Raw genomic sequence first — 22,794 nt, 5'->3', positions numbered from 1 at the left:
TACTTATCCATGAACACCTTATAGCCAGCAACGCAGGTATTTGACACCACTATCAAGCACCGTGTTTCAGCTGCTTCATCTTAGCGATCAGCTCCGCCACCGCCGTCTCTGCAGGCTTAGCCTGATCCATAAAAAACAGCAGCAAATCGGGATCTTCATAGGTCAGCATAGTCTCAAATGCCGCTTGCTCATCGCTATCGGCAGTCAGATATGTAGTTTTGACATAAGGATCGATGTAGTAATCCAGCTCCTTAAGTCCGCGGCGCGCTTGATAAATAATACGGCGCTGATGATCGGTTGGTGTGATACTCATATAATTTTCCTTCAAGGTATTTATCGTAAAATTAACTTATCAAATAATATAACCACCTGGCGGTTTTTCAAGATCTTTGACAAGTTAAGATGGTGAGTAAGTATAGCAAATTTTTACACATTTGCATAAAACCGCCCAAATTTTACCCAACCAATCCTTTGCTTATATCCTTGATAACTGCAAGTTTTTTCACGATTATTTTTAAATATCGCCCTATTTATCATAAAAAATGATATAGACATAATAAATTCAAATGAAAACTAGATTTTTTATAAAAAAAAGTATAATATATCCGATGTCGTCAGTGCCTGCCCTGATTTTTGTATGAATTTTATACAAAATAATGCTAGCGCGCGACTTTGTACAGAGTGATGTTAGCGATAATAACAAGGACAAGCCAAGCGTTACTCAGTTTTGCCATTTTCCAAGCGTTTTGCTTGGTTTTTTAAAAGGATAAGCCATGTCAATGATCAGCTCCACCAGCCATTTGGCAAGCCCAAATGATTTTTCTGATAACTGCGGTTTTGGTTTGATTGCCCATGTCGAAGGGATGCCAAGCCACGACCTAGTCAAGACCGCCATTCATTCACTCAGCTGCATGACGCACCGTGGTGGTGTCGCTGCTGATGGCAAAACTGGTGACGGCTGCGGCCTGTTGATTGCTAAGCCTGAAGGGTTTTTTAAGGCGGTAGCCAAAGAATTGGGCTTTGAGTTATCTGAAAATTTCGCGGTCGGCACAGTGTTTGTTAATCTGGACAAAGACAAAGCTGCACACAGCATGAAAGTCTTTAATGACGCCATCATCGCTGAAGAGCTGAGCGTCGCTGGCTGGCGTGATGTGCCTGTCAATCTTGACATCGTCGGTGAAATCGCTCGCGAAAGCCTGCCTGATTTTAAGCAAATTTTCGTCAATGCGCCAAGCGATATGCCTGCTGAAGTGTTCAATCGCAAGCTGTTCGTCGCGCGCAAAAAAGCTGAGCTTGCCCTAACAGATGATGAGCTGTTCTATGTCACTGCGCTCAACTGCCAAACTGTGATCTATAAAGGTCTTGTGATGCCTGCCGATTTGCCAAATTTCTTCTTGGACTTACAAGATGAACGCTTGGCATCGCACATTGTCGTGTTCCACCAACGCTTCTCGACCAACACCCTGCCAAAATGGCCACTGGCTCAGCCGTTCCGCTACCTTGCGCACAATGGTGAATTGAACACCATCACAGGTAACCGCAACTGGTCTGTGGCACGCACACCAAAACTAAAAACCGACAAACTGCCAAGCCTACAGCAGCTTGCGCCACTGGTTAATACCACAGGTTCTGACTCATCTAGCCTTGATAATATGCTAGAAGTCTTGATGAATGGTGGCATGAGCCTATTCCACGCCATGAGCATTCTTGTGCCACCAGCGTGGCAAAATGTCGATAGCATGGACATGGATTTACGCGCGTTTTATGAATTTTATTCACAGCACATGGAAGCGTGGGACGGCCCTGCAGGTCTTGTAATCCAAGATGGTCGCTATGCAGTGTGTATGCTTGACCGCAACGGCTTGCGTCCATCTCGCTGGGTTACGACCAAGAATGGCTACATCACCGTTGCATCAGAAGTTGGTACTTGGGATTATGCCCCTGAAGATGTCACTGGCAAAGGTCGTATCGGCCCAGGTCAAATGCTGGTCATCGACACTCACAGCGGTCAGATCATGGACACCAAGACCATCGCAACCATCTTGAAAAAAGCCCATCCATATCGCAAATGGCTGCGCGAAAATGCCATGCGCATCCGTGATGTCGAAGCTATCGAAAAAGCACAAGCGGCTGATGTCAAAGACACTGACACCATCGCATCGCTACAAAAGATGTTCCACATCACCAGCGAAGAGCGCACCGAGATCATCCGCCCTGCCGCCGAAAACGCCCAAGAAGCGGTCGGCTCAATGGGTGACGACACCCCAATGGCAGTGCTGTCACGCCACATTCGCCATGTCGCTGACTTCTTCCGTCAGCAGTTCGCTCAAGTGACAAACCCACCGATCGACCCACTGCGCGAATCGATCGTGATGAGCTTGCAAACTTGCCTAGGTGCTGAGACAAACATCTTCACCCCGTCGGCAAAAGACGCACACCGTATCATCTTATCATCACCGATCCTATCGGCAAGCAAGATGGCGCAGCTAGAAGCCTTGCAAGATCCTGCGTTCTTAAGCCGTCGCATTGATCTTAATTATGATGAAAACTTAAGCCTAAAAGCTGCGATCGAAAATATCTGCGCTGATGTGAAAGCTGCGATCGAAAGTGGCTATACCTTGATCATCCTATCGGATAAAAACATCGCCAAAGGCAAAGTGCCAGCCAATGCGGTACTGGTCACAGGCGCGGTGCATCATTACCTAATCAAACAAGGTCTGCGCACCAATGCCAATATCGTCGTTGAGACTGGCTTTGTACGCGATCCACACCATGCAGCGGTACTGATTGGCTTTGGTGCAACCTGTATCTATCCATACCTTGCTTATGATGTGATTGATAATCTGGTGGCAACTGGCGAAATCGAAATCGACGCCATCACCGCGCGCGCCAATTTCCGTAAGAGCATTGATAAGGGCTTATTAAAAATCCTATCAAAAATGGGTATCTCAACCATTGCATCTTATCGCGGCGCACAGCTGTTTGAAGCTGTTGGTCTGTCAGAAGAAATCGTTGAGCTGTGCTTTGTTGGTGTGTCAAGCCGTATCAAGGGTGCGACTTTTGATGATCTTGCCAAAGACCAAGCCATCCTTGCCAAAAATGCCTTTAACCGTCGCACACCGATTGACAAAGGCGGCTTGATTAAGTTTGTCTTTGACAAAGAATATCACGCATTCAACCCTGATGTTGTGCGCGCACTACACGCTGCGGTGCGTTCGGGTGATTATAGCGAATACCAAAAATACGCCGACATCGTCAATAACCGCCCTGTCGCCACCATCCGTGACCTACTCGCACTGAAGACCGATGGTGAGATTAGCCTAGATGAAGTCGAAGGCATTGAGCATATCTTGCCACGCTTTGACTCAGCAGGGATGTCACTGGGTGCATTGTCACCAGAAGCACACGAATCAATCGCAATGGCAATGAATACCATCGGCGGTCGCTCAAACTCTGGTGAAGGCGGTGAAGACCCTGCGCGCTATGGCACTTTGAAAAACTCAAAAATCAAGCAAATCGCATCAGGTCGCTTCGGTGTAACCCCTGCATATCTGCGCAGTGCTGAAGTCCTACAGATCAAAATCGCTCAAGGTGCAAAACCAGGTGAAGGTGGTCAGCTACCGGGTGGTAAAGTCAATGGCTTGATCGCACGCCTACGCTACTCAGTACCGGGCGTGACACTGATTTCACCACCGCCACATCATGATATTTATTCGATTGAAGATTTGGCGCAGCTGATTTTTGATCTAAAACAAGTCAATCCAAATGCCCTAGTTTCAGTGAAACTGGTCTCTCGTCCTGGTGTGGGTACGATTGCCACAGGTGTTGCCAAGGCTTATGCAGACCTAATCACCATCTCAGGCTATGATGGCGGTACAGCGGCATCGCCATTGTCATCGATCCACTACGCAGGCTCGCCATGGGAGCTAGGCTTGGCTGAAGCACATCAGTCTCTGCGCGTCAATGGTCTGCGTGATAAAGTGCGCATCCAAACGGACGGCGGTCTAAAAACTGGCCTAGATGTGGTGAAAGCTGCCATCCTAGGCGCAGAAAGCTTCGGCTTTGGTACGGCACCAATGCTCGCTGTCGGCTGTAAATATCTGCGCATCTGCCACTTGAACAACTGCCCAACTGGTGTTGCCACACAGCGCATCGACTTGCGCGAAGAGCATTACATCGGCGAAGTAGATATGCTGATTAACTTCTTCAAATTCGTCGCTATGGAAACGCGCTACTGGATGGCGAAACTGGGCGTTCGCACGCTAGAAGAACTGGTCGGTCGCACTGATTTGTTAGAAATCCTAGAAGGTGAAACTAGCAAACAAAACCATCTAGATCTAACGCCGCTACTGTACAGCCACCCACGCGCCCAAGGTGCGCCGCACACTTGCCAAGTGGCGAACAATGAACCATTTGACAAAGGCGTACTGGCTGAACGCATGGTCAGCGATATGGCGATCAACATCAAAAAAGGCTACGGCGGCGAGTACAGCTACCGCATTAATAACTGCGATCGCTCAATCGGTGCGCGCATCTCAGGTGAGATCGCTGCCACTTGGGGCAACCTAGGCATGAGCGATAAGCCTATTAAGCTGCACTTAACAGGTACTGCAGGTCAGTCACTGGGTGTGTGGAACGCAGGCGGTCTGAACATCGAGCTTGAAGGTGATGCCAACGACTATGTCGGTAAAGGCATGGCAGGTGGCGAAATCGTCATCTACCCACCACGCACTGCCCACATCAAGACCAGCGAATCTGCCATCATCGGCAACACTTGTCTATATGGTGCAACTGGTGGTGCACTGTATGCAGCTGGTACTGCAGGTGAACGCTTCGCGGTGCGTAACTCGGGCAGCCATGCCGTCGTCGAAGGCGCAGGCGATCACTGCTGTGAATACATGACAGGCGGTGTGGTGACAGTACTGGGTCGCACAGGTCTGAACTTCGGTGCAGGTATGACAGGTGGCTTTGCTTATGTGCTTGATATGCAAGGTGATTTCTTCGACCGCTGCAACCACGAGCTGATCGACCTACATCGCATCTCAAGCGAGCAAACCGAAGAACATCGCATTTATTTGCGTAAAATCATCGAAACTCATGTCGAAAAAACAGGCAGCGTCTGGGGTCAGACCATCCTAAGCGACTTTGAACATTATGTTCGTAAGTTCTATTTGGTCAAGCCAAAAGCGGCAAACATCGCCACTTTGGTGAAATCAACCATGGCCGATCCACAATAATTGACTGTTTTTACTAATTTTTGATATGAATTTTGGGTGTTGATTGTTGGTGTGAAAGCATTTTGACATCATGGACAATTTCAAAATACGACTCAATCAGCGCCAAAGGAGATAACTAAATGACTGCTCGCTTACATAATGATTTTCAGTTCTTGGATACGCCACGTACCGATCCAAGCAAAAAATCCATCGAATCTCGTAAAACTAAGTTTATCGAGATTTACAAACCATTTGACCAAAAATCAGCCACCGAGCAAGCGCACCGCTGCCTTGAGTGCGGCAACCCGTATTGCGAATGGAAATGCCCTGTACATAACTACATTCCAAACTGGCTAAAGCTTGCCACTGAAGGCTTGATCGAGCAAGCTGCCGAGCTGTGCCACACCACCAACACCCTGCCCGAAGTCTGTGGTCGCGTCTGCCCACAAGACCGCCTGTGTGAAGGCGCGTGTACGCTGAACGACGGCTATGGCGCGGTGACGATCGGTAATATCGAAAAATACATCAACGACACCGCCTTTGAGCGCGGCTGGCGACCAAATATGAGCAATGTCGTCTGGACGGACAAGCGCGTCGCAGTCATCGGCGCAGGTCCTGCAGGTCTTGGCTGTGCGGATATCTTGGTGCGTAATGGCGTGCGTCCCGTGGTGTTTGACAAACGCCCTGAAATCGGCGGTCTTTTGACTTTCGGTATTCCAGAATTTAAGATGGAAAAAGAAGTGATGATGCGCCGTCGTGAGATTTTCACCGACATGGGCATCGAGTTTCGCCTAAATACCGAAGTTGGCAAAGACATCACTATTGAAGAAATCTTAACTGAGTTTGACGCTGTATTTATGGGTATGGGTACTTATACCTATATGCGCGGCGGCTTTGCAGGTGAAGATTTGGACGGTGTGTATGACGCACTGGATTTCTTGATTGGTAATGTCAATCACTGCCACGGCTGGCAAAGTGATGCTGAGCCGTACATCGATATGAATGGCAAACGCGTTGTGGTATTGGGCGGTGGTGATACCGCGATGGACTGCAACCGTACAAGCATCCGCCAACAAGCTGCATCGGTCACTTGCGCCTACCGCCGCGATGAAGACAGTATGCCGGGCTCTAAGCGTGAAGTCACCAACGCACGCGAAGAAGGCGTGAATTTCCTATTCAATCGCCAACCTGTCGAGATCGTCGGCGAAAATGGCAAAGTCACGGGCGTCAAAGTCGTCACCACCACGCTTGGCGAGCCTGATGCCAATGGTCGCAGAAGCGCGGTGATCGTCGAAGGCTCAGAAGAGATCTTGCCTGCTGATGCAGTGGTCTTGGCATTCGGTTTTCGCCCAAGCCCTGCCGATTGGTTCGGCACCCAAGGCATCGAGATGCACGCCGATGGCCGCGTGATCGCTGCTGAGAAGCAAACCTACAAATTCCAAACCAGCAACCCAAAAATCTTCGCTGGTGGTGATATGGTGCGCGGCTCAGACCTTGTTGTGACTGCGATTTGGGAAGGTCGCGAAGCCGCCAAAGGCATCTTGGATTATCTGGAAGTCTAAGATAATCTGACAAGCCAAAAAATAAGCATATCGATGAGTGTCGGTATGCTTATTTTTTTGAACATCTGTAGGTGTTTGGCGGATTAAGTGTGTGGGATGCACACTGTGCACCCTTGGTTTAAATTGTCTTTTTTTATGGTGTGTGTATATGCCCAACTGGCTTCAAAGAAATCTTCATTATCAGCCATTGATCGCAAGTGACGACATGATGATAATACAAATCCAAACTTTTGTTCAGATAAATTCAATAATATTAGCCAATATTTTGACATTGCCATGTATTTATTAAGCCATCACGCCATCGCAAGTCTTGCTGCAAATCCCAAGAAAATCAGCCCTGCACCTGCTTGACCTAGGCGATTGAGCCAAGCAAACTGATTTAGCTTTTGACCTATCAAGCCTGAACATTTGGTTAAAATCAGTAAAAACATCAAGCTACAACATTGAAAAATCATACCCAACACCAACAAAATGATCATTGGGCTGGTCGTATCTGTCGCCACAAACTGAATCATCACCGCAGGGAAAAACACCAGGCCTTTGGGGTTTAATAGTGCGATGAGCAGCGATTTTTTAAATAGCGTGATTGGGCGTACTGATGTGTGTGTCTGTATCGCTTTGGCTGCATCAGTGGTTGGGTTTGGCGTAGGATTGGTGTGGCCTGTATGCTGAGACTTTGGCTTTTGGCACTTTAGCAGGTTTATCAAAAGACGAGCGCCCAAATAAGTCAAATACACCGCCCCTGCCATCTTGATCGCACCGAATAAAAATGGATAACGGCTAAGTAGCGCCCCTGCACCCAATGCCGATGCCACAATCAGCGTACCATTGCCCAAAAAAGTCCCCATGATGGCAAATCTCGCCTTGGCAAAACCATGTGTCAACGCCGTGCCAAAACAAAACATCGAGTTTGGCCCTGGTAAAGCAATCAACACCGACACCGTCAATACATAAGCCATCAAATCCGTGATACCAAACATCTGTCACTCCCCATCTAAATAAATAAGATGCAGGTAGTGTACAAGCTTTATTTTTATAGGTAAAATATATTTAAAAGCTATCATCCATAGGCAAAAACTATGTTTAACTTTCGGCTCATTCGCCATCTATACCTATTCACCATCGTCGCCCAAGAAGGCAGCATCGGTCGTGCTGCTGAGCGACTGGGTATGTCGCAGCCGCCATTGACTGAGCATATCAAGACGCTTGAGAGCAATCTTGGCACTGTGCTATTTCACCGATCCAAATCAGGCGTGCAGCTGACCAGTACAGGTCAGCGGATATTGCCCAAAGCACAGCTGTTCGTGCAGCAGATGATGACGCTACAACAAGAAATCGATGACGTGCTAAAAGGCGTCAATCACACCATCCGTGTCGGTGCGATTACCCAGTCGATGACACAGATGCTCCCACGGCTCATGGATGAATTTGGCAAACGCTATCCCGACACCAAAATTATCGTCCAAGAGATCAATAGCGCAGGGGCAACCGCCCTACTTGCTGATGGTCACATCGATGTGGCACTGGTGCGCGCACCGCTTGATGGTCATCAAGCTGTCGGGATTCGTAGCATCCCCATCAAAAATGACACACTGTGTGCCGTCCTACCAAAATCCCATCCGCTCGCCAAGGCAGATACACTTAAGCTATCGACACTGGCACAAGAAAGCTTTGTAATGCATAAGCGTTCTGTCAGTCCAAAATCCTTTGATGAAGTCATCGGTGCGTGTAAATCCGTCGGCTTTGAGCCAAAAATCTATGCCGAAACCACATCAGCCGTCGCCCAAATCGCCATGGTCAGCTGTAGTGAGCTTGTGGCACTCGTGCCTGAAAGCTTGGCAAATTTTGCTGGTGATAGTGGCTTTATCCCCCTGACCGATGATGATGGCAAGCCAATTATCATCACCGCCATCGTTCTACTGTCACGACAGGATGATCATGCGACAGAGTATTTCTGTCAGCATATTCTTGAGTGTGGCTTATCAAGTGACTGATACTACATGATGTATTTACAACAAAAAAACACCGCCACATAAGTGAACCGCACCCCAAAAGTTAGACAACCTTTGGGGTGTTTTTATGACCAAATACACAATTGACTTTAAACTTGAAGTCATTGATCATTATTTAACAGGACATAGTTACCACAACACAGCCAACTCTTTTGGTATTAAACGCTCTATTGTCCAAAACTGGGTGAGACTCTACCAAACTCATGGTGTTGATGGTATTCGTATCAGAAAGAGCAAAGCTAGTTATTCACCAGAATTCAAACACACTGCAGTATTACAACTACTTGCTGGTAAATCCATACGCACTTTGGCGATTGAATTAAATATCAGCAACCCAAGTGTGCTGTTTCAATGGTTAAAAGCCTATCAAAATCATGGTATCATAGGACTGACTCCCAAACCCAAAGGTAGAAAATCTGTGCCTAAAACCAGCAAAGCAAAGCAAACATCCAAACTTGATGAACAAAAGACCCATGCTGAATTGATTGCTGAACTGCAGTACTTACGCATGGAGAATGACATCTTAAAAAAGTTAGAAGCCTTGGAGCGTCAGCAAAGAAAAAGCAAATCATCATCAATAAAATCACAGTGATTGACGAGCTAAGGCAGATTTATCCATTAAAACAATTACTGACTTATCTTGGTGTTGCCAAAGCAACCTTTTATTATCACTTAAAGCAATTCAAGCAAAAGGATAAACATCAAGACATCAAAGATGCAATCAAAAAGATATATCACACCCATCAAGGCAGGTATGGGTATCGCAGAATCACCCTTGCCTTAAAACAGTTAGGCTTTGTCATCAATCATAAAAAAGTGTGGCGACTGATGAGCCAAATGGGACTGAAAGCACGGATTCGCTCTAAACGCAGATTTAGTGCTTATCAGGGTAAGGTGGGTAAAATCGCTGATAATGTACTCAAGCGTGATTTTAAAGCAGATCGACCCAACCAAAAATGGGCGACTGATGTCACTGAGTTTAAAGTGTTGGATAAACAAGGTAATGTCAAAAAGCTTTACTTGTCTCCCATCATGGATTTGTTTAATGGAGAAATTGTTAGCTATTGCATGAAAGACAAACCCATTTATCAATTGGTCGATGAGATGTTAAAAGATGCTTTGGGCAAGCTTAAAGCAGATGAAGCACCAATATTGCATTCAGATCAAGGCTGGCACTACCAAATGCAAAATTATCAACAAACCTTAAAAGACAACAACATCATTCAAAGTATGTCAAGAAAGGGTAATTGCTTGGATAATGCGGTGATAGAAAGCTTCTTTGGCACATTAAAAGAAGAAATCTTCTTTCATGACAAACATCAAAGAAGATTTACCTCCATTGATGAGCTTAAACAAGCGATTGATGAGTACATCCATTACTACAATCATGATAGAATAAAGAGTAAACTAAAAGGACTAAGTCCTGTAAAATACAGGCGCTTAGTCCTTGACCAAACCACTTAATTTAAACCTAGTCCTTAATCTTAACTTTGTCTAAGATTTGGGGGTCGGTTCAAAGTAGCGGTGTTTTCACATCACAAATGTAGTCATTTGTGTGTTTGCTTGGTGATTATTTGCGAATCACTGGTGCAGTTTCGCCTGGATTTAGGATACCTGAGCCATCGACATCAACGGTTACACGGCGGTTAGGCTGTAGGCAGTCGATCAGTTGTGGGCGTGGTAGTTTCATATCACAGGCTTTGATTTGTTCAGTTTCACCAGCACCGTATGAACGGATTAGGTTCGCTGGGATGCCTTGGCTGACTAGGTAGTTAACGACAGTCTTAGCACGGTTTTGTGATAGGCGTTGGTTGTACGCATCAGTACCTAGTAGGTCAGTATGACCAGTAACGACCAGACCATTTAGTTGGTCGAAAGTCTTCAGACGAGCTGCTAGCTCATCTAGGTCACGACGACCTGCTGGTAGCATATCGTTTAGAGTGTGCTTGTCAAAGGCAAACAGAGCGTCAGCATTTAGCGTGTAGCGTTGTAGGCTTGGTGCTTTTGGTGCTGGTGCAACTGGTGCAGGCACTTCTTTTACAATGACTTCTGGCGCTGGTTGTGCTGGTGGGCAAGCACCATCCACAGGATCTACTGGGTTCCAGTAGAAGGTACGGGTGAACTTGTCTTTATCAAATAAGACTTTGAATTGGCAAGTGGTCACATCATCGGTACCCACACCTGGGGTATGGAAGTGGAATAGGTAGTTCCACTCGCGTGGACGCCATACTTCATCATAGTGTGGACGGCCAAGTAGTTGGTATAGTTGGTCTTTGGTCATGCCAGCTTTGACTTCTTTTAGGCTAGCAAGATTTGGGAAAGTACCACGGTTTTTGTCAAAGGTGACAGAGTCCCAACGAGGCCATACTGGGTTATCAGTTGTACCTTCAGCGGTGACTTTGGTTGGAGTAGTACCACAAGCAGTCATGGCAGCAGCTAGGGCTGATACTGCTAGGGCTTTGTAGATGGTTTTCATGGTTAAGTCCTTATGATAAGTAAATTAGGAAAAACCACCCCATCGTGTGATGGGGAGGTTTTGTGGGTTTGGTGGTAGATTACCACTGCCAGCCCATACCAGTACCGATGGTGAAGTCACCTTGGGTGTTGGCGCTACCTGACATCTTGAAGATCAAGCGTTCGTTGTCGCTTGCACTTGAGAAGCCAACAGCAACTGCACTTTCACCTTTGTGATGACCTAGACCTACACCTAGCAAGTTCGCACCTGGACGGGTAACTTGTGGGATGTTGATCATCGCAGCAGAACCTGCGATGCCTGCACGGCTCTCATCTTCTAGGTCGTCGATACGGTTATTGACACCACCGATCTACTGATTGAACACATCTTGCAATGCATATAGCTGGCTACCATTGATCACATCTGTAGATGATGGACTGATCGCACCATTGGCGACATTGGTGATTTGGTTACCACCGACGCTTAGAGCTGGTACAGCTGTATCATCGATTTTTTGACCTGCAGAGTTATAGTTACCACCTGCGACTGTGGTTAGTGCTGTATTGCCTGCAGTACCTTGAACATTTACTGTATTGGCATTAACCGTTGGTGCTGTGACAGATTTTTCAATCTTCACATCTGGCGCCATATTATTGACAACATCGTTGTTATCTGCAGATTTGGTGATATTGATGTTGCCATCAGTATTGTTCATATCTACAGTTTCACCTGGGTTTACAACTGAACCATTTGCACCTTCTGCGGTTAGTGTGAAGCCTGATTTATTGATCGCATCGGCGACATTTTGAGCAGTAGCGACCTGATTACCTGCTTTATCAAAGTAGTATAAATCCAAAATACTGCTCATGCAAAACACTTGTTGCTTGAGCAGTTTTTCTATAATGATTAATTAATCAATCTATTAGTAGATTGCATAAATAAAAACAGCGCCCACACTGTGAACGCTGTTTTTGTTGGTGTTTGCTAATCAGTCAGCAATTACCATTCCCAGCCCATACCGACACCAGCACCGAATTTGTTTTCGGTATTGGCATCAACATTTGCCTTGAATGTCAAGCGACCGTTGTCACTAAGGCTACTGAAGCCAACGGCAACTGCGCCTTTGTCCCCATATGAGCCTAGACCCACAGCTAGCATTGATGAGCCTGGACGATGGACTTGTGGCAATGCAGCAATCGCACGGGCACCAGCCATGCCAGCATCTAGATCATCTTCAAGATCGTTAATGCGGTTGTTGATGTTGGTCACAGCACCTTGTAGCTGATTCACATTCACCGCATCTGTACCTTTGACACCTGGTGCGACATTGGTGATGCGGCTTGGTGAAGTTTCGGTGCCTACGCTTAGCTCATTCACGCCATCTTCGGCAGTGCCACCCGTCATGGTGACAGGACCGACATTCACGGTGTTCGCAGTGACAGAATTAACCGTAATATCTTTGGCAAGATCAACAGTAAACTCTTTACCGCCTGTGGCGTTGGTCTTGTCATCTTTGACGACAACATTGGTGCTACCTGCGACGACGGTCTCACGAACCTTGTTCGCTTCACCTGCCACAGAGACCAGCTTACCGTCTTTGATGGTGATGGTGTCGCCATCAACCGCCACATCCAACTCATAGTTAGTTACACCAGTCGTTGCGTTGGTGGTTGAATTGACAGTGATTGGTGAGCCATCAGCTGCTGTTACCGTACTCTTCTCAGCATTGACCGTGTAGATCGTTTGACCTGCTGAGCCTGTTTCTGAAGTGACATTGACATTATTACCAGCTTTGACTTCAGTCTTAGCGGCATTTAGCTGTTGTACATTCACTGCATCAGTTGGTTTGGTACCATTGGCAACGCCAGTGATCGTTGAGCCACCGACATTAACAACCTTATCACCAAGTGCAATTGTCGTATTGCCATTAGAGATAGAAGTAATGTTAGTCAAATCACCTGCAACATTCACCTTGTATGGGTCTGCTGCCGAACCTGCGCCTGTCACAACGGTATTTGTGCCGTTTGCTAGTACAGTTTTTGGCAGATTGCTTGTATTAACTGCTAGGCTACCGTTGCCATCTACGATGATGGTGCTGCCATCAGTCTTCACATCGAAGGTGATATTCGTGCCATTTGCACGGGCAACCGTACCATTACCATTGACATAGTTTACAGCGTCGCCAAAGCTTACTTGATCAACTTCTGTACCATTAACTTTGGTTGTCCAATAGCCTTGGTTGATAGTTTTAGTGATATCACCGATAGTGGCAATATCAGTCGCATTTGAACCGCTAGCAATACCAATTGTACCGTTTGAGTTCACAGTCGTGTTACCAGTCACAACCTCTAGCGCGCCAGTTGTTGCATTCGACTTAATAGTTGTGCCATCGGTCTTGACAGACAGATCATAGATTGTTTGACCTTCAGTACCTGTGGTGGTGTTCACAGTCACTGTCTTGTCTTTCGAAGTTACTTCAGTCTTAGCCGCTGCAACGCTTGAGTTCAACTGATCTAGGTTAACCGCATCTGTACCATTGGTGCCTGTGGCAACATTGGTAACTGTATTGCCACCCATATTCACTGTACCACCTGGGTTTACAGTAAAGTTATTGGTTGTGATGTTGTTGAACGATACATTATCAGCAGTCTTATAAGTGATGTTTGCACCGTCACGAACCACTTCTAGGTTGGTACCTGCTTTGAATGTCACAGTCTCACTTGGGTTGATTAGCTCAGTACCTGCTGTGCCGTCTGCTGCTAGTTTCCAACCAGATTGGTTGATAGTGTTTATCACATCAACAGCAGTGACCAGCTTATTAGCATCGGTTTTGCCATCAACAGGGATTAGCTCAGCCTTACCATCAGTGTTTGCTTTGATTGGTTGAGAAATCGCAGTTGTATTGACTTCATAAGATACATTTACTGTACCAGAACCATCTTTAGCAACATTCGCTATCGTGGTTGTACCATTGACATAGTTAACTTTATCACCTGGATTGATTGTCTCCACTGTACCATTGGTTAGTGTCGTCTGCCAGCCAGAGTTGTTAATTGCATTAGCAACTGTGGTTTGGTTAACTAGGCTTGAACCAGTCTCACCTGTTGGTACAGAAACGGTACCGTTGTTATTGTTAGTTAAGCCACCAGTGACTACAGTTAGATTGCCATCAGTGCCAACTTTAACGGTTGTACCATCAGTGTTGATGTTGTAAGTGACATTGGTGCCATCTACGACTGCTGTCGTACCTGTACCGTTGTTGAAGCTTACAGTTTGGTTGCCAACGGTGGTTGCAGTTGCAGCATCGTTGTTACCAGTGATTTTCCAAGCATTAGCTGCTGTAGAAGCATTCAACTGATCTAGGTTAACTGCATCTGTACCATTGGTGCCTGGAGCAACATTGGTGATGGTGGTGTTACCTGCATCGATGCCATCGTTAGTGATGGTGACAGGACCTACAGTTAGGTTTGATGCAGTGATGTTGTTGAAGGTCACATCATCAGCGGTTGAGTAAGTGTAAGTTACATTACCGTCAACGACTTTTTGTTCAACTTTCAGGTTAGTGCCTGCTTCGAAGTTCACTGCTTTACCTGCTGTAATCTTCGTATCAGCTGCTGTACCTGTGGTGTTACCACCTGCGTTAGTTGAGTTGGTGAACCAGCCTACACTGTTGATTGTATCAACCAAATCACCGATAGTAGCGACATCAGTTGCATTACTACCTGATGAAACTTTTGCTGTACCGTTTGTCGCTGCTTCTGTACCACCAGTGATGATATTGATCTCTGGCGCACCTGTAGTGCTGTTGACAGTCGAATTAAATACCGTGCTATTAAATGTCGGTACGATCGCAGTAATTTGGCTACCAGTCACATACTGTGCATCAACAGTTTGACCTTTACCATCTTGTTGAGTGTTGTAAGTTACCACACCTGTTACAGGATCGGTTACTTGATAAACAGTCGCACCTGTCGCTGTGGTATAAGTGATTTGCGTGGTTTTACCATCTGCATTCACGTTATAAGTCACATTGGTACCATCTACAACTGCTGTTGTTGCTGCACCATTGTTGAAGCTAACAGTTTGGTTACCAACGGTGGTTGCAGCTGCATCATCGTTGTTACCAGTGATTTTCCAAGCATTAGCTGCTGTAGAAGCATTTAGCTGACTTAGGTTAACTGCATCGTTTGGATTGGTGCCGTTAGCAACGTTAGTGATGGTATTACCACCCATATTCACTGTACCACCTGGGTTTACAGTGAAATTATTGGTTGTGATGTTGTTGAAAGTCACATCATCAGCGGTTGCATAGGTAAATTCATTGCCTACACGTTTAACGGTTAGGTTCTTACCTGCGCTGTAAGTGATTTCTTCACCTGGGTTGATTAAGGTTGAGCTTGCATCATCACCAGCAGCTTTGTTACCGCCTGATGTGACGTTAAAGCCGATGTTGTTGATGGTTTCAACCAAATCACCGATAGTAGCGACATCCGTTGCATTGCTACCTGATGAAACTTTTGCTGTACCGTTTGTCGCTGCTTCTGTACCACCAGTGACTACGGTTAGAGCGTTGTTATCACCCACTTTAACAGTTGTACCATCAGTCTTGATGTCAAATGATACGCCACCTGCTGTGGTGTTTACAGTAGTGCCTGCACCGTTATTGGTGATGACATCAGCTTTTAGTGTGCCGTCAGTTACAGTCATGTTAACGGTTGCCGTGTCTTCTACAGCGATGATGGCATTATCAAGCTTGTTGATGGCTTCTGCTGATAGACCTACTTTGTAGTCAGTGACTGTTGCATTACCTACTTCTGTTGTGCCATTGGCAGCGACAGTTAGGTATTTAGATGATGCATCATCTACCGATGCTGATGCAGAAGTATCTACTGCATTGATTGTGTAGTCTGTACCACCAGTCGTTTGATTGACTGCAGAAGTTACATTGGTGTTTTTACCTTCTAGGACAGTGACTTTAGTTGCGTTTAGCTGATTAAGGTTTACTGCATCTGTACCATTGGTGCCTGGAGCAACATTGGTGATGGTGTTACCACCCATGTTCACCACTGAATTTGGTGTAACAGTGAAATTGCTCACTGTGGTGTTACCCGTTGCAGTTAGGTTTGATGTAGTCACGTTGTTGAAAGTGACATCATCAGCGGTTGCATAGGTGAAGTTGTTGCCTTCACGCTTAACGGTTAGGTTCTTACCTGCACTGTAAGTGATTTCTTCACCAGGGTTGATCAAGGTTGAGCTTGCATCATCGCCAGCAGCTTTGTTACCGCCTGATGTGACGTTAAAGCCGATGTTGTTGATGGTTTCAACCAAATCACCGATAGTAGCGACATCAGTTGCATTACTACCTGATGAAACTTTTGCTGTACCGCTTGTTGTTGCTTCTGTACCGCCAGTGATGATATTGATCTCTGGCGCACCTGTAGTGCTGTTGACAGTCGAATTAAATACCGTGCTATTAAATGTCGGTACGATCGCAGTAATTTGGCTACCAGTCACATACTGTGCATCAACAGTTTGACCTTTACCATCTTGTTGAGTGTTGTAAGTTACCACACCTGTTACAGGATCGGTTACTTGATAAACAGTCGCACCTGTCGCTGTGGTATAAGTGATTTGCGTGGTTTTACCATCTGCATTCACGTTATAAGTCACATTGGTACCATCTACAACTGCTGTTGTTGCTGCACCATTGTTGAAGCTAACAGTTTGGTTACCAACGGTGGTTGCAGCTGCATCATCGTTGTTACCAGTGATTTTCCAAGCATTAGCTGCTGTAGAAGCATTTAGCTGACTTAGGTTAACTGCATCGTTTGGATTGGTGCCGTTAGCAACGTTAGTGATGGTATTACCACCCATATTCACTGTACCACCTGGGTTTACAGTGAAATTATTGGTTGTGATGTTGTTGAAAGTCACATCATCAGCGGTTGCATAGGTAAATTCATTGCCTACACGTTTAACGGTTAGGTTCTTACCTGCGCTGTAAGTGATTTCTTCACCTGGGTTGATTAAGGTTGAGCTTGCATCATCACCAGCAGCTTTGTTACCGCCTGATGTGACATTGAAGCCTATTGCGTTAACCGCTGCGATTACATCACCTACTGTCGCTACACCGTCTGTCGTACCAGCAGTATTTAGAGCGCCTTCTGTTGTTGCACCATTGAAAGTACCTTTGGTGACATTCACAACAAAGTCATTACCGCCTGTTGAATTTTTGGTGGCATTGGTAGTGACTGTAACAAGGGCAGGTGTGCCTGTAGAAACAGTTTCTTCTTTAGCGATTTGATCTTTGGTTGCTTGATCAAGATCTAAGCTATAAGTTGTGGTTTCTGTACCGTTCGCATTGGTTGTTGTGGTTGGTGTTACAGTAATATTAGAGCCTGTTGCTGGTGAAACAACTGTCTTATCTGCATGAACAGTGTAGTCCGTGCCACCTGTCGTTGCATTTGGTGCAGAAGTAACCGCAGTGTTATCCCCTGCCAATACCGCTACTTTAGTTGCGTTTAGCTGTTGTAGGTTAACTGCATCTGTTGCATTCGTACCATTTGCTACATTGGTAACGGTGTTGCCACCCATGTTCACTGTACCACCTTGGTTTACAGTGAAGTTATTGGTTGTCACATTGTTGAACGTCACATTGTCTGATGTTGCGATATTTAGGGTATCGCCCTCACCACTGATTGCAATGTTTTTACCTGCGTTGATGTTTAACTTATCTCCTGCACTGATCTTAGATGTATCAGTTACTTTGTAAGTATTTTCACCACCTGCAGCCACTGAGTTTACAGACCAAGACACATTGTTAATAGTATTAACCACATCGCCTAGGTTTGCTACCTCATCCGCATCAGTTGTGATTGCTTTGCCATCACCACCCACTGTTGATGTACCTGTGTTGACTGTTAAGTCTTTAGCACCATTTGTACCATCAGTGATACTGATAGAGTTATCGCTTGAGACCAGGTTCACATCATAAGTGATGTCTTGGCCTGAGATACGTGCAGTTGTGCCTTTGCCGTCAACAAAGTTGATGTCATCACCAAAGCCTACTTGCTCAACTTGAGTGCCGTTAACTTTTGTGGTTAAGAAGCCTTTATTTACTGCATCTACAACATCTTTAACTGTTGCTACGCCTGTATTACCTTCGGCCAACTCACCCGTCGAGGTTGGATTATTGAATGTACCCTTAGTTACATTCACCACAAAGTCATTACCACCCGTTGCATTTTTCGTTGCATTGGTCGTTACTGTTACTAAATCAGGGGTACCTGTAGAAACAGTTTCTTCTTTAGCGATTTGATCTTGTGTCGCTTTATCTAGAGCAACATTGTAAGTGGTGACGTTGTTTGCACTATCTCCCCCTGATGTACTAACAGTTAGACCTGTACCAGTGGTGACGACAGTTTTTTCTGCGTCAATCTTATAGGTCTTGCCATCAGCCGATGGTTTTTCGGTGACATAGGTGTTATTACCAGCCACGACAGATACACGCGTTGCATTCAGCTGTGATAGATTCACTGCATCATTTGGTTCGGTGCCGTTAGCAACATTGGTAATTCTTGTCGCTGATCCATCCGCTTTTCCGACTTTGATGTTAGAGCCATCATTGGTGATTTTTGGACCTGTATTGCTACCAAACTGTACGCTATCAAAGATTGGGTTCGTTGCGATTTGGATTTGGATACCTTGGTTGTCCACAACAGTTTGAACATTACGCGCACTATATGTGCTGTCTGTTGCAGCATCTGTATTACGAGAAAGGCCTTTACTTGTAGTAGCGCCTTGGATGTTAATGGTATCGCCTAAAATACGCTCCAAGCCATTTTCACCGATATAAGACATAGTTGTATTTGCCGTGTCTTTATTGCTATTAGCGGTAAATCTTATTGGCTTAGATGCCTGATCTGCGACAGCGTATAACTGTGAGCCGTTGATTGCATCTGTTGAAGTCTTAGAGATTTCACCTGCAGCGACGTTTTGGATACGACGCTCCATACCTCCTGCACCCACCGTTACAGCACCCTTGGCTTCTGCACCAGCAAATTCAGTAGGGCCATACATGACGTATGAACCATAGGTTACCCCATTAATTTTTGCCGTATTTACCCGGCCAGTTGCACCTGCGGTTGTTTGCGATAAGTCACCAACATTACCCCATTCACGACCTTGGTCCTTATCCAGCGTTTCTAGTGTGCCACGACCATACTGATCTACCGAACCACGTCCACCCGTCACTTCTGATTCATAACCCAAATAAACTGAATTAGCAACTGTGCCTGCCCCATTTGCACCAGTGCCAATACGGTTGATACCACTACCTAGTACAAAGGTATTCTCCGTCGTAATGGTGTTGTTATTACCAATCGCATACGAGCCATCTGCATCGGCATTTAGGTATGATGGATCACCGAATGCACCTGCGTTCTCAGCCTCTACCACATGACCTGTACCGATAGCGATTGAGTTTGTTGCTGTAGCTTTTGAGAGATAACCGATGGCAATAGCATTAGTACCTGTTGCTTGAGTGCGGTCATTGATAGTTAAATCTCTGTTTTCTTTATCTTTGGTTTTACTTGATGCACCAATGGCAATCGCATTTTGACCTGTGGTCAAGACATTCTCACCGATGGCAATCGCACTTTCTGCTGTCGCATTCGCACGGCGACCTACCGCTGTCGCGTATAGACCTTCAGATCTTGCAGCATGACCAACAGCCAACGCAGAACGAGCCACTGCATTAGACAGCGTACCAAATGCTTGCGAACCTAACGCTGTACCATTAGCGCGGTTACCCACGACCGTCGAGCTACCACCCGATGCAACTGCCAAACGACCCAATGCAGTATCATGAGCTGAGAGTGCTTTTGTTTCAACGCCCAATGCCACAGCTTCAGAACCTGTTGTATTTGCATTTTTACCAATAGCGACAGAATGAGCATTCGATACATTAGCACCATGACCGACAGCTACACCATTGGCAGATAACACCTTGGCATTATGACCTACTGCAACCGAATAAGCGGCATCCACATTGGTCTCAATCCCCGCTTGCGAGAAGCCACCGATAGAAACCGACTCCATACCGCGAGCAGCCGCATTATCACCAATAGCAATAGAGTGTGATGCTGGTCGATGTGCTGGTTCAAAAATCCCTTCTGCTTTAGCATTGTTACCAATAGCGATACTACCCGTCGAGTCTGCTCGAGAGTCATTACCGATAGCTACAGCTGTATGCCCCTGTGTTAATAGCTCGCCATCTTTTACCACCTGCAAACCAGCGTGAGCGTTATAACCCATTGCGACGGTTTTGTCATTTACCGCTTTGGCATTCACACCCCCAGTGACAGAAAACGCACCCGTCGCACCAGCTTTATCGGTAATTTTGCCTTTGTTGGTTACAGAGTCTCCAGCACCTTGGGAGGTATTGGTATTTGCATGGAAATAGATGTTTTCAATTTCATAACCCAATGTACTCGCCACTGCATATAGCTGTGAGCCGTTGATGGCATCTGTCGAAGTCTCATTCACACGACCTGCAGCGACATTGGTGATGGTGCGTTTGACATCATCATTACCCACACTGACCGTTGATGCAACATTATTGCCATCAAAATCATATGTAAATGAACCAAGAGTTGTACTTTCTGTTTTGATTGCTGGTGCTGTCTTAGAGTTACTACCTAGTGCAACACTATTCGCCTGATCTGCGATTGTGCCACGACCTAATGCAAGGGCATTATTACCCGAAGCATTGGACTCGTGACCTACTGCAGTGGCAAAATCACCTGTCGCATCCGCTTCGTTACCCACTGCCGTTGCACCTGCTTTGGTCGCCGTGGTATTACGACCGACAGCCACCGCAGATTCGCCACTTGCACTTGAGTTCACACCTGCTGCGACAGCATTCGCACCTGATGCATTGGCTTGGAAACCCGATGCTGTTGCACGATTACCTTCTGCTTTGGCTTGTGCACCTGTTGCGGTTGCTTTTTCTGCTGCTAAAGATTGGGCACCCGAAGCTGTACCATCACGACCTGTGACATCGGCATGATAACCTACCGCTGTACCTTCATCACCATTGGCGACAGTGTATGTACCCAATGCAGTAGAGCCCCATTTAGTTGCATTTGCCAGACCGCCAAGAGAGCTAGAATACTCCCCTCTAGCATTAGCCCTAACACCCACAGCAACTGACCAACGGTCTAATGCTTGGGAATCTTGACCTGTCGCAACCGAGGCAAAGCCCATAGCTTTAGCATTCTGGCCTGTTGCTGTTGAGAAAATAACTGCCTCAGCAGACTCACCAATTGCAGTTGCTTGCTGACCATAAGTCGCAGCTCTTCCTCCAAAGACTGATGAAGTTGTTTGATCGCTATCAATAGGCTGACCTTGGTCGTTTTTAAGCGCCAATGACCGCCAATCTGTTACAATCAACCTATTCTCCGATGCCGCTCTACTATCGGCGAGTTCCGATAGCTTTCTTGTTTTAGCAGAATTACCAATAGCAACAGAACTATTGCCCAATGCTTCAGACCCAACTCCTAACGCAACAGGCTTGTAATCCCAACGATTTTCAATTTTACCAGGCTGAAGAGTGTAGTCCACAACCGCTGCCTGCGCCTGCCCACCTATCAACGCACTCCCTGCAACTGCCAGTGATACCACCGCAGCGGCCTTTGATAATTTTGCGCGCTTGTCTGTTTTTGACGAAGTCTTGCCCTTAGCTTGAGCAATCTCAGACACCGCTACCCATGTTTGGGTTGCATGGTTCCAAATAACCTTATAGACCTTGTTCATACATCACCTTATATATGAGCTAATGAATGCAATATGTGCTTTATTATTGATTGGTACATTTATCAATTTTTTATGATAAATCACCAAACAATATTCCAAATAAATCATGATCAAAAAACTCAATAGATAGACCATGAACAGTATTATTTTAGCAAGAAAATTTATACAATGCTACACCCCCCCCCCTGCGGAAAATATGAAAACACGATGGATAAATATTTGATACTATTTTATAAGCTATTGTTTTATAATATATTTTCTTTTTTTAAAATTGGTATATAATACTTAATTTTATTTATTTATACTTAATTAAAATAATGACACAAAGTTACTAGATGCTCAATTATTACCATAAGTTATGTAAATTAATGTAATATATAAAAATGTTATAATAATACGATATGTTTAAATTTTATTCATATAAGTTTTTGATTTATAGAGAAAAATCTGATATATCCAAAAAGTTTATAATTAATAACAAAATTATAATTATATAAAAAGTCTATACTATATTGCATTTATTGGGATTGATTATCATTAACCTTTATTAAAATTAAATTTAAAAGTGCGGATTATTAAGCAAGCCTTGATATTTCTTTGCTACGAAAGTTGAATTTATATTTTTTTGTAAATTTTTATATAAATTTATAGTTTTGTATGTTTTTTAATCAATCCATAAACTTTGTAGGGAATTTTTTGTTTATTTTTTAGGCAGTTAGGCAAGCCATGCTCAG

11 protein-coding genes are annotated in these 22,794 nt (G+C 45.3%); 5 read left to right on the top strand and 6 right to left on the bottom strand.

Annotation, left to right across the window (positions count from 1 at the left end):
- Positions 1-52 precede the first annotated feature (52 nt).
- Complete coding sequence (locus NGM44_RS09580) at positions 53-313, bottom strand: succinate dehydrogenase assembly factor 2 (protein ID WP_253223435.1); 261 nt, start codon at positions 311-313, stop codon at positions 53-55.
- Between the two features lie 460 nt (positions 314-773).
- Between NGM44_RS09580 and gltB the strand changes: the two genes are divergently transcribed.
- Entirely contained in the window at positions 774-5,237 is a 4,464-nt protein-coding gene (gene gltB / locus NGM44_RS09575) for a glutamate synthase large subunit (protein WP_253223434.1), read from the top strand.
- A gap of 119 nt (positions 5,238-5,356) precedes the next feature.
- Entirely contained in the window at positions 5,357-6,778 is a 1,422-nt protein-coding gene (locus tag NGM44_RS09570; protein ID WP_253223433.1) for an FAD-dependent oxidoreductase, read from the top strand.
- Positions 6,779-7,071: 293 nt separating this feature from the next.
- On the opposite strand, the gene NGM44_RS09565 is transcribed toward NGM44_RS09570, so the two are convergent.
- Complete coding sequence (locus NGM44_RS09565) at positions 7,072-7,758, bottom strand: LysE family transporter (protein WP_253223432.1); 687 nt, start codon at positions 7,756-7,758, stop codon at positions 7,072-7,074.
- Positions 7,759-7,857: 99 nt separating this feature from the next.
- On the opposite strand from NGM44_RS09565, the gene NGM44_RS09560 reads away from it, so the two are divergent.
- The 3 genes from NGM44_RS09560 (at position 7,858) to NGM44_RS09550 (ending at position 10,254) form a co-directional block, all read left to right on the top strand.
- Positions 7,858-8,772: a LysR family transcriptional regulator gene (locus NGM44_RS09560; protein ID WP_253223431.1), complete on the top strand. Its 915-nt coding sequence runs from the start codon at positions 7,858-7,860 to the stop codon at positions 8,770-8,772.
- An 85-nt stretch (positions 8,773-8,857) separates the two neighbouring features.
- Positions 8,858-9,382, top strand: coding sequence for a helix-turn-helix domain-containing protein (locus tag NGM44_RS09555; protein ID WP_253223430.1), 525 nt, complete (start codon positions 8,858-8,860; stop codon positions 9,380-9,382).
- Entirely contained in the window at positions 9,358-10,254 is an 897-nt protein-coding gene (locus NGM44_RS09550; RefSeq protein WP_371923552.1) for an IS3 family transposase, read from the top strand. The genes NGM44_RS09555 and NGM44_RS09550 overlap by 25 nt, the downstream gene beginning before the upstream one ends.
- Positions 10,255-10,360: 106 nt before the next feature.
- Here NGM44_RS09550 and NGM44_RS09545 read toward each other — a convergent pair whose 3' ends face one another.
- The 4 genes from NGM44_RS09545 to NGM44_RS09530 form a co-directional block, all read right to left on the bottom strand.
- Positions 10,361-11,266, bottom strand: coding sequence for an OmpA family protein (locus NGM44_RS09545; RefSeq protein WP_253223429.1), 906 nt, complete (start codon positions 11,264-11,266; stop codon positions 10,361-10,363).
- Between the two features lie 79 nt (positions 11,267-11,345).
- Positions 11,346-11,543: a YadA C-terminal domain-containing protein gene (locus NGM44_RS09540; protein WP_253223428.1), complete on the bottom strand. Its 198-nt coding sequence runs from the start codon at positions 11,541-11,543 to the stop codon at positions 11,346-11,348.
- A gap of 72 nt (positions 11,544-11,615) precedes the next feature.
- Positions 11,616-12,113, bottom strand: a complete 498-nt coding sequence (locus NGM44_RS09535; protein WP_253223427.1) for a hypothetical protein — start codon at positions 12,111-12,113, stop codon at positions 11,616-11,618.
- A gap of 131 nt (positions 12,114-12,244) precedes the next feature.
- A complete protein-coding gene (locus NGM44_RS09530; protein WP_253223426.1) occupies positions 12,245-22,060 on the bottom strand; it encodes an ESPR-type extended signal peptide-containing protein in 9,816 nt (3,271 codons plus the stop codon).
- Between the last annotated feature and the right edge of the window lie 734 nt (positions 22,061-22,794).

Origin of the sequence: Moraxella sp. FZFQ2102, assembly GCF_024137865.1 — a bacterium.
GTDB lineage: Bacteria > Pseudomonadota > Gammaproteobacteria > Pseudomonadales > Moraxellaceae > Moraxella.
This window is presented reverse-complemented; position numbering and strand designations above follow the sequence as displayed.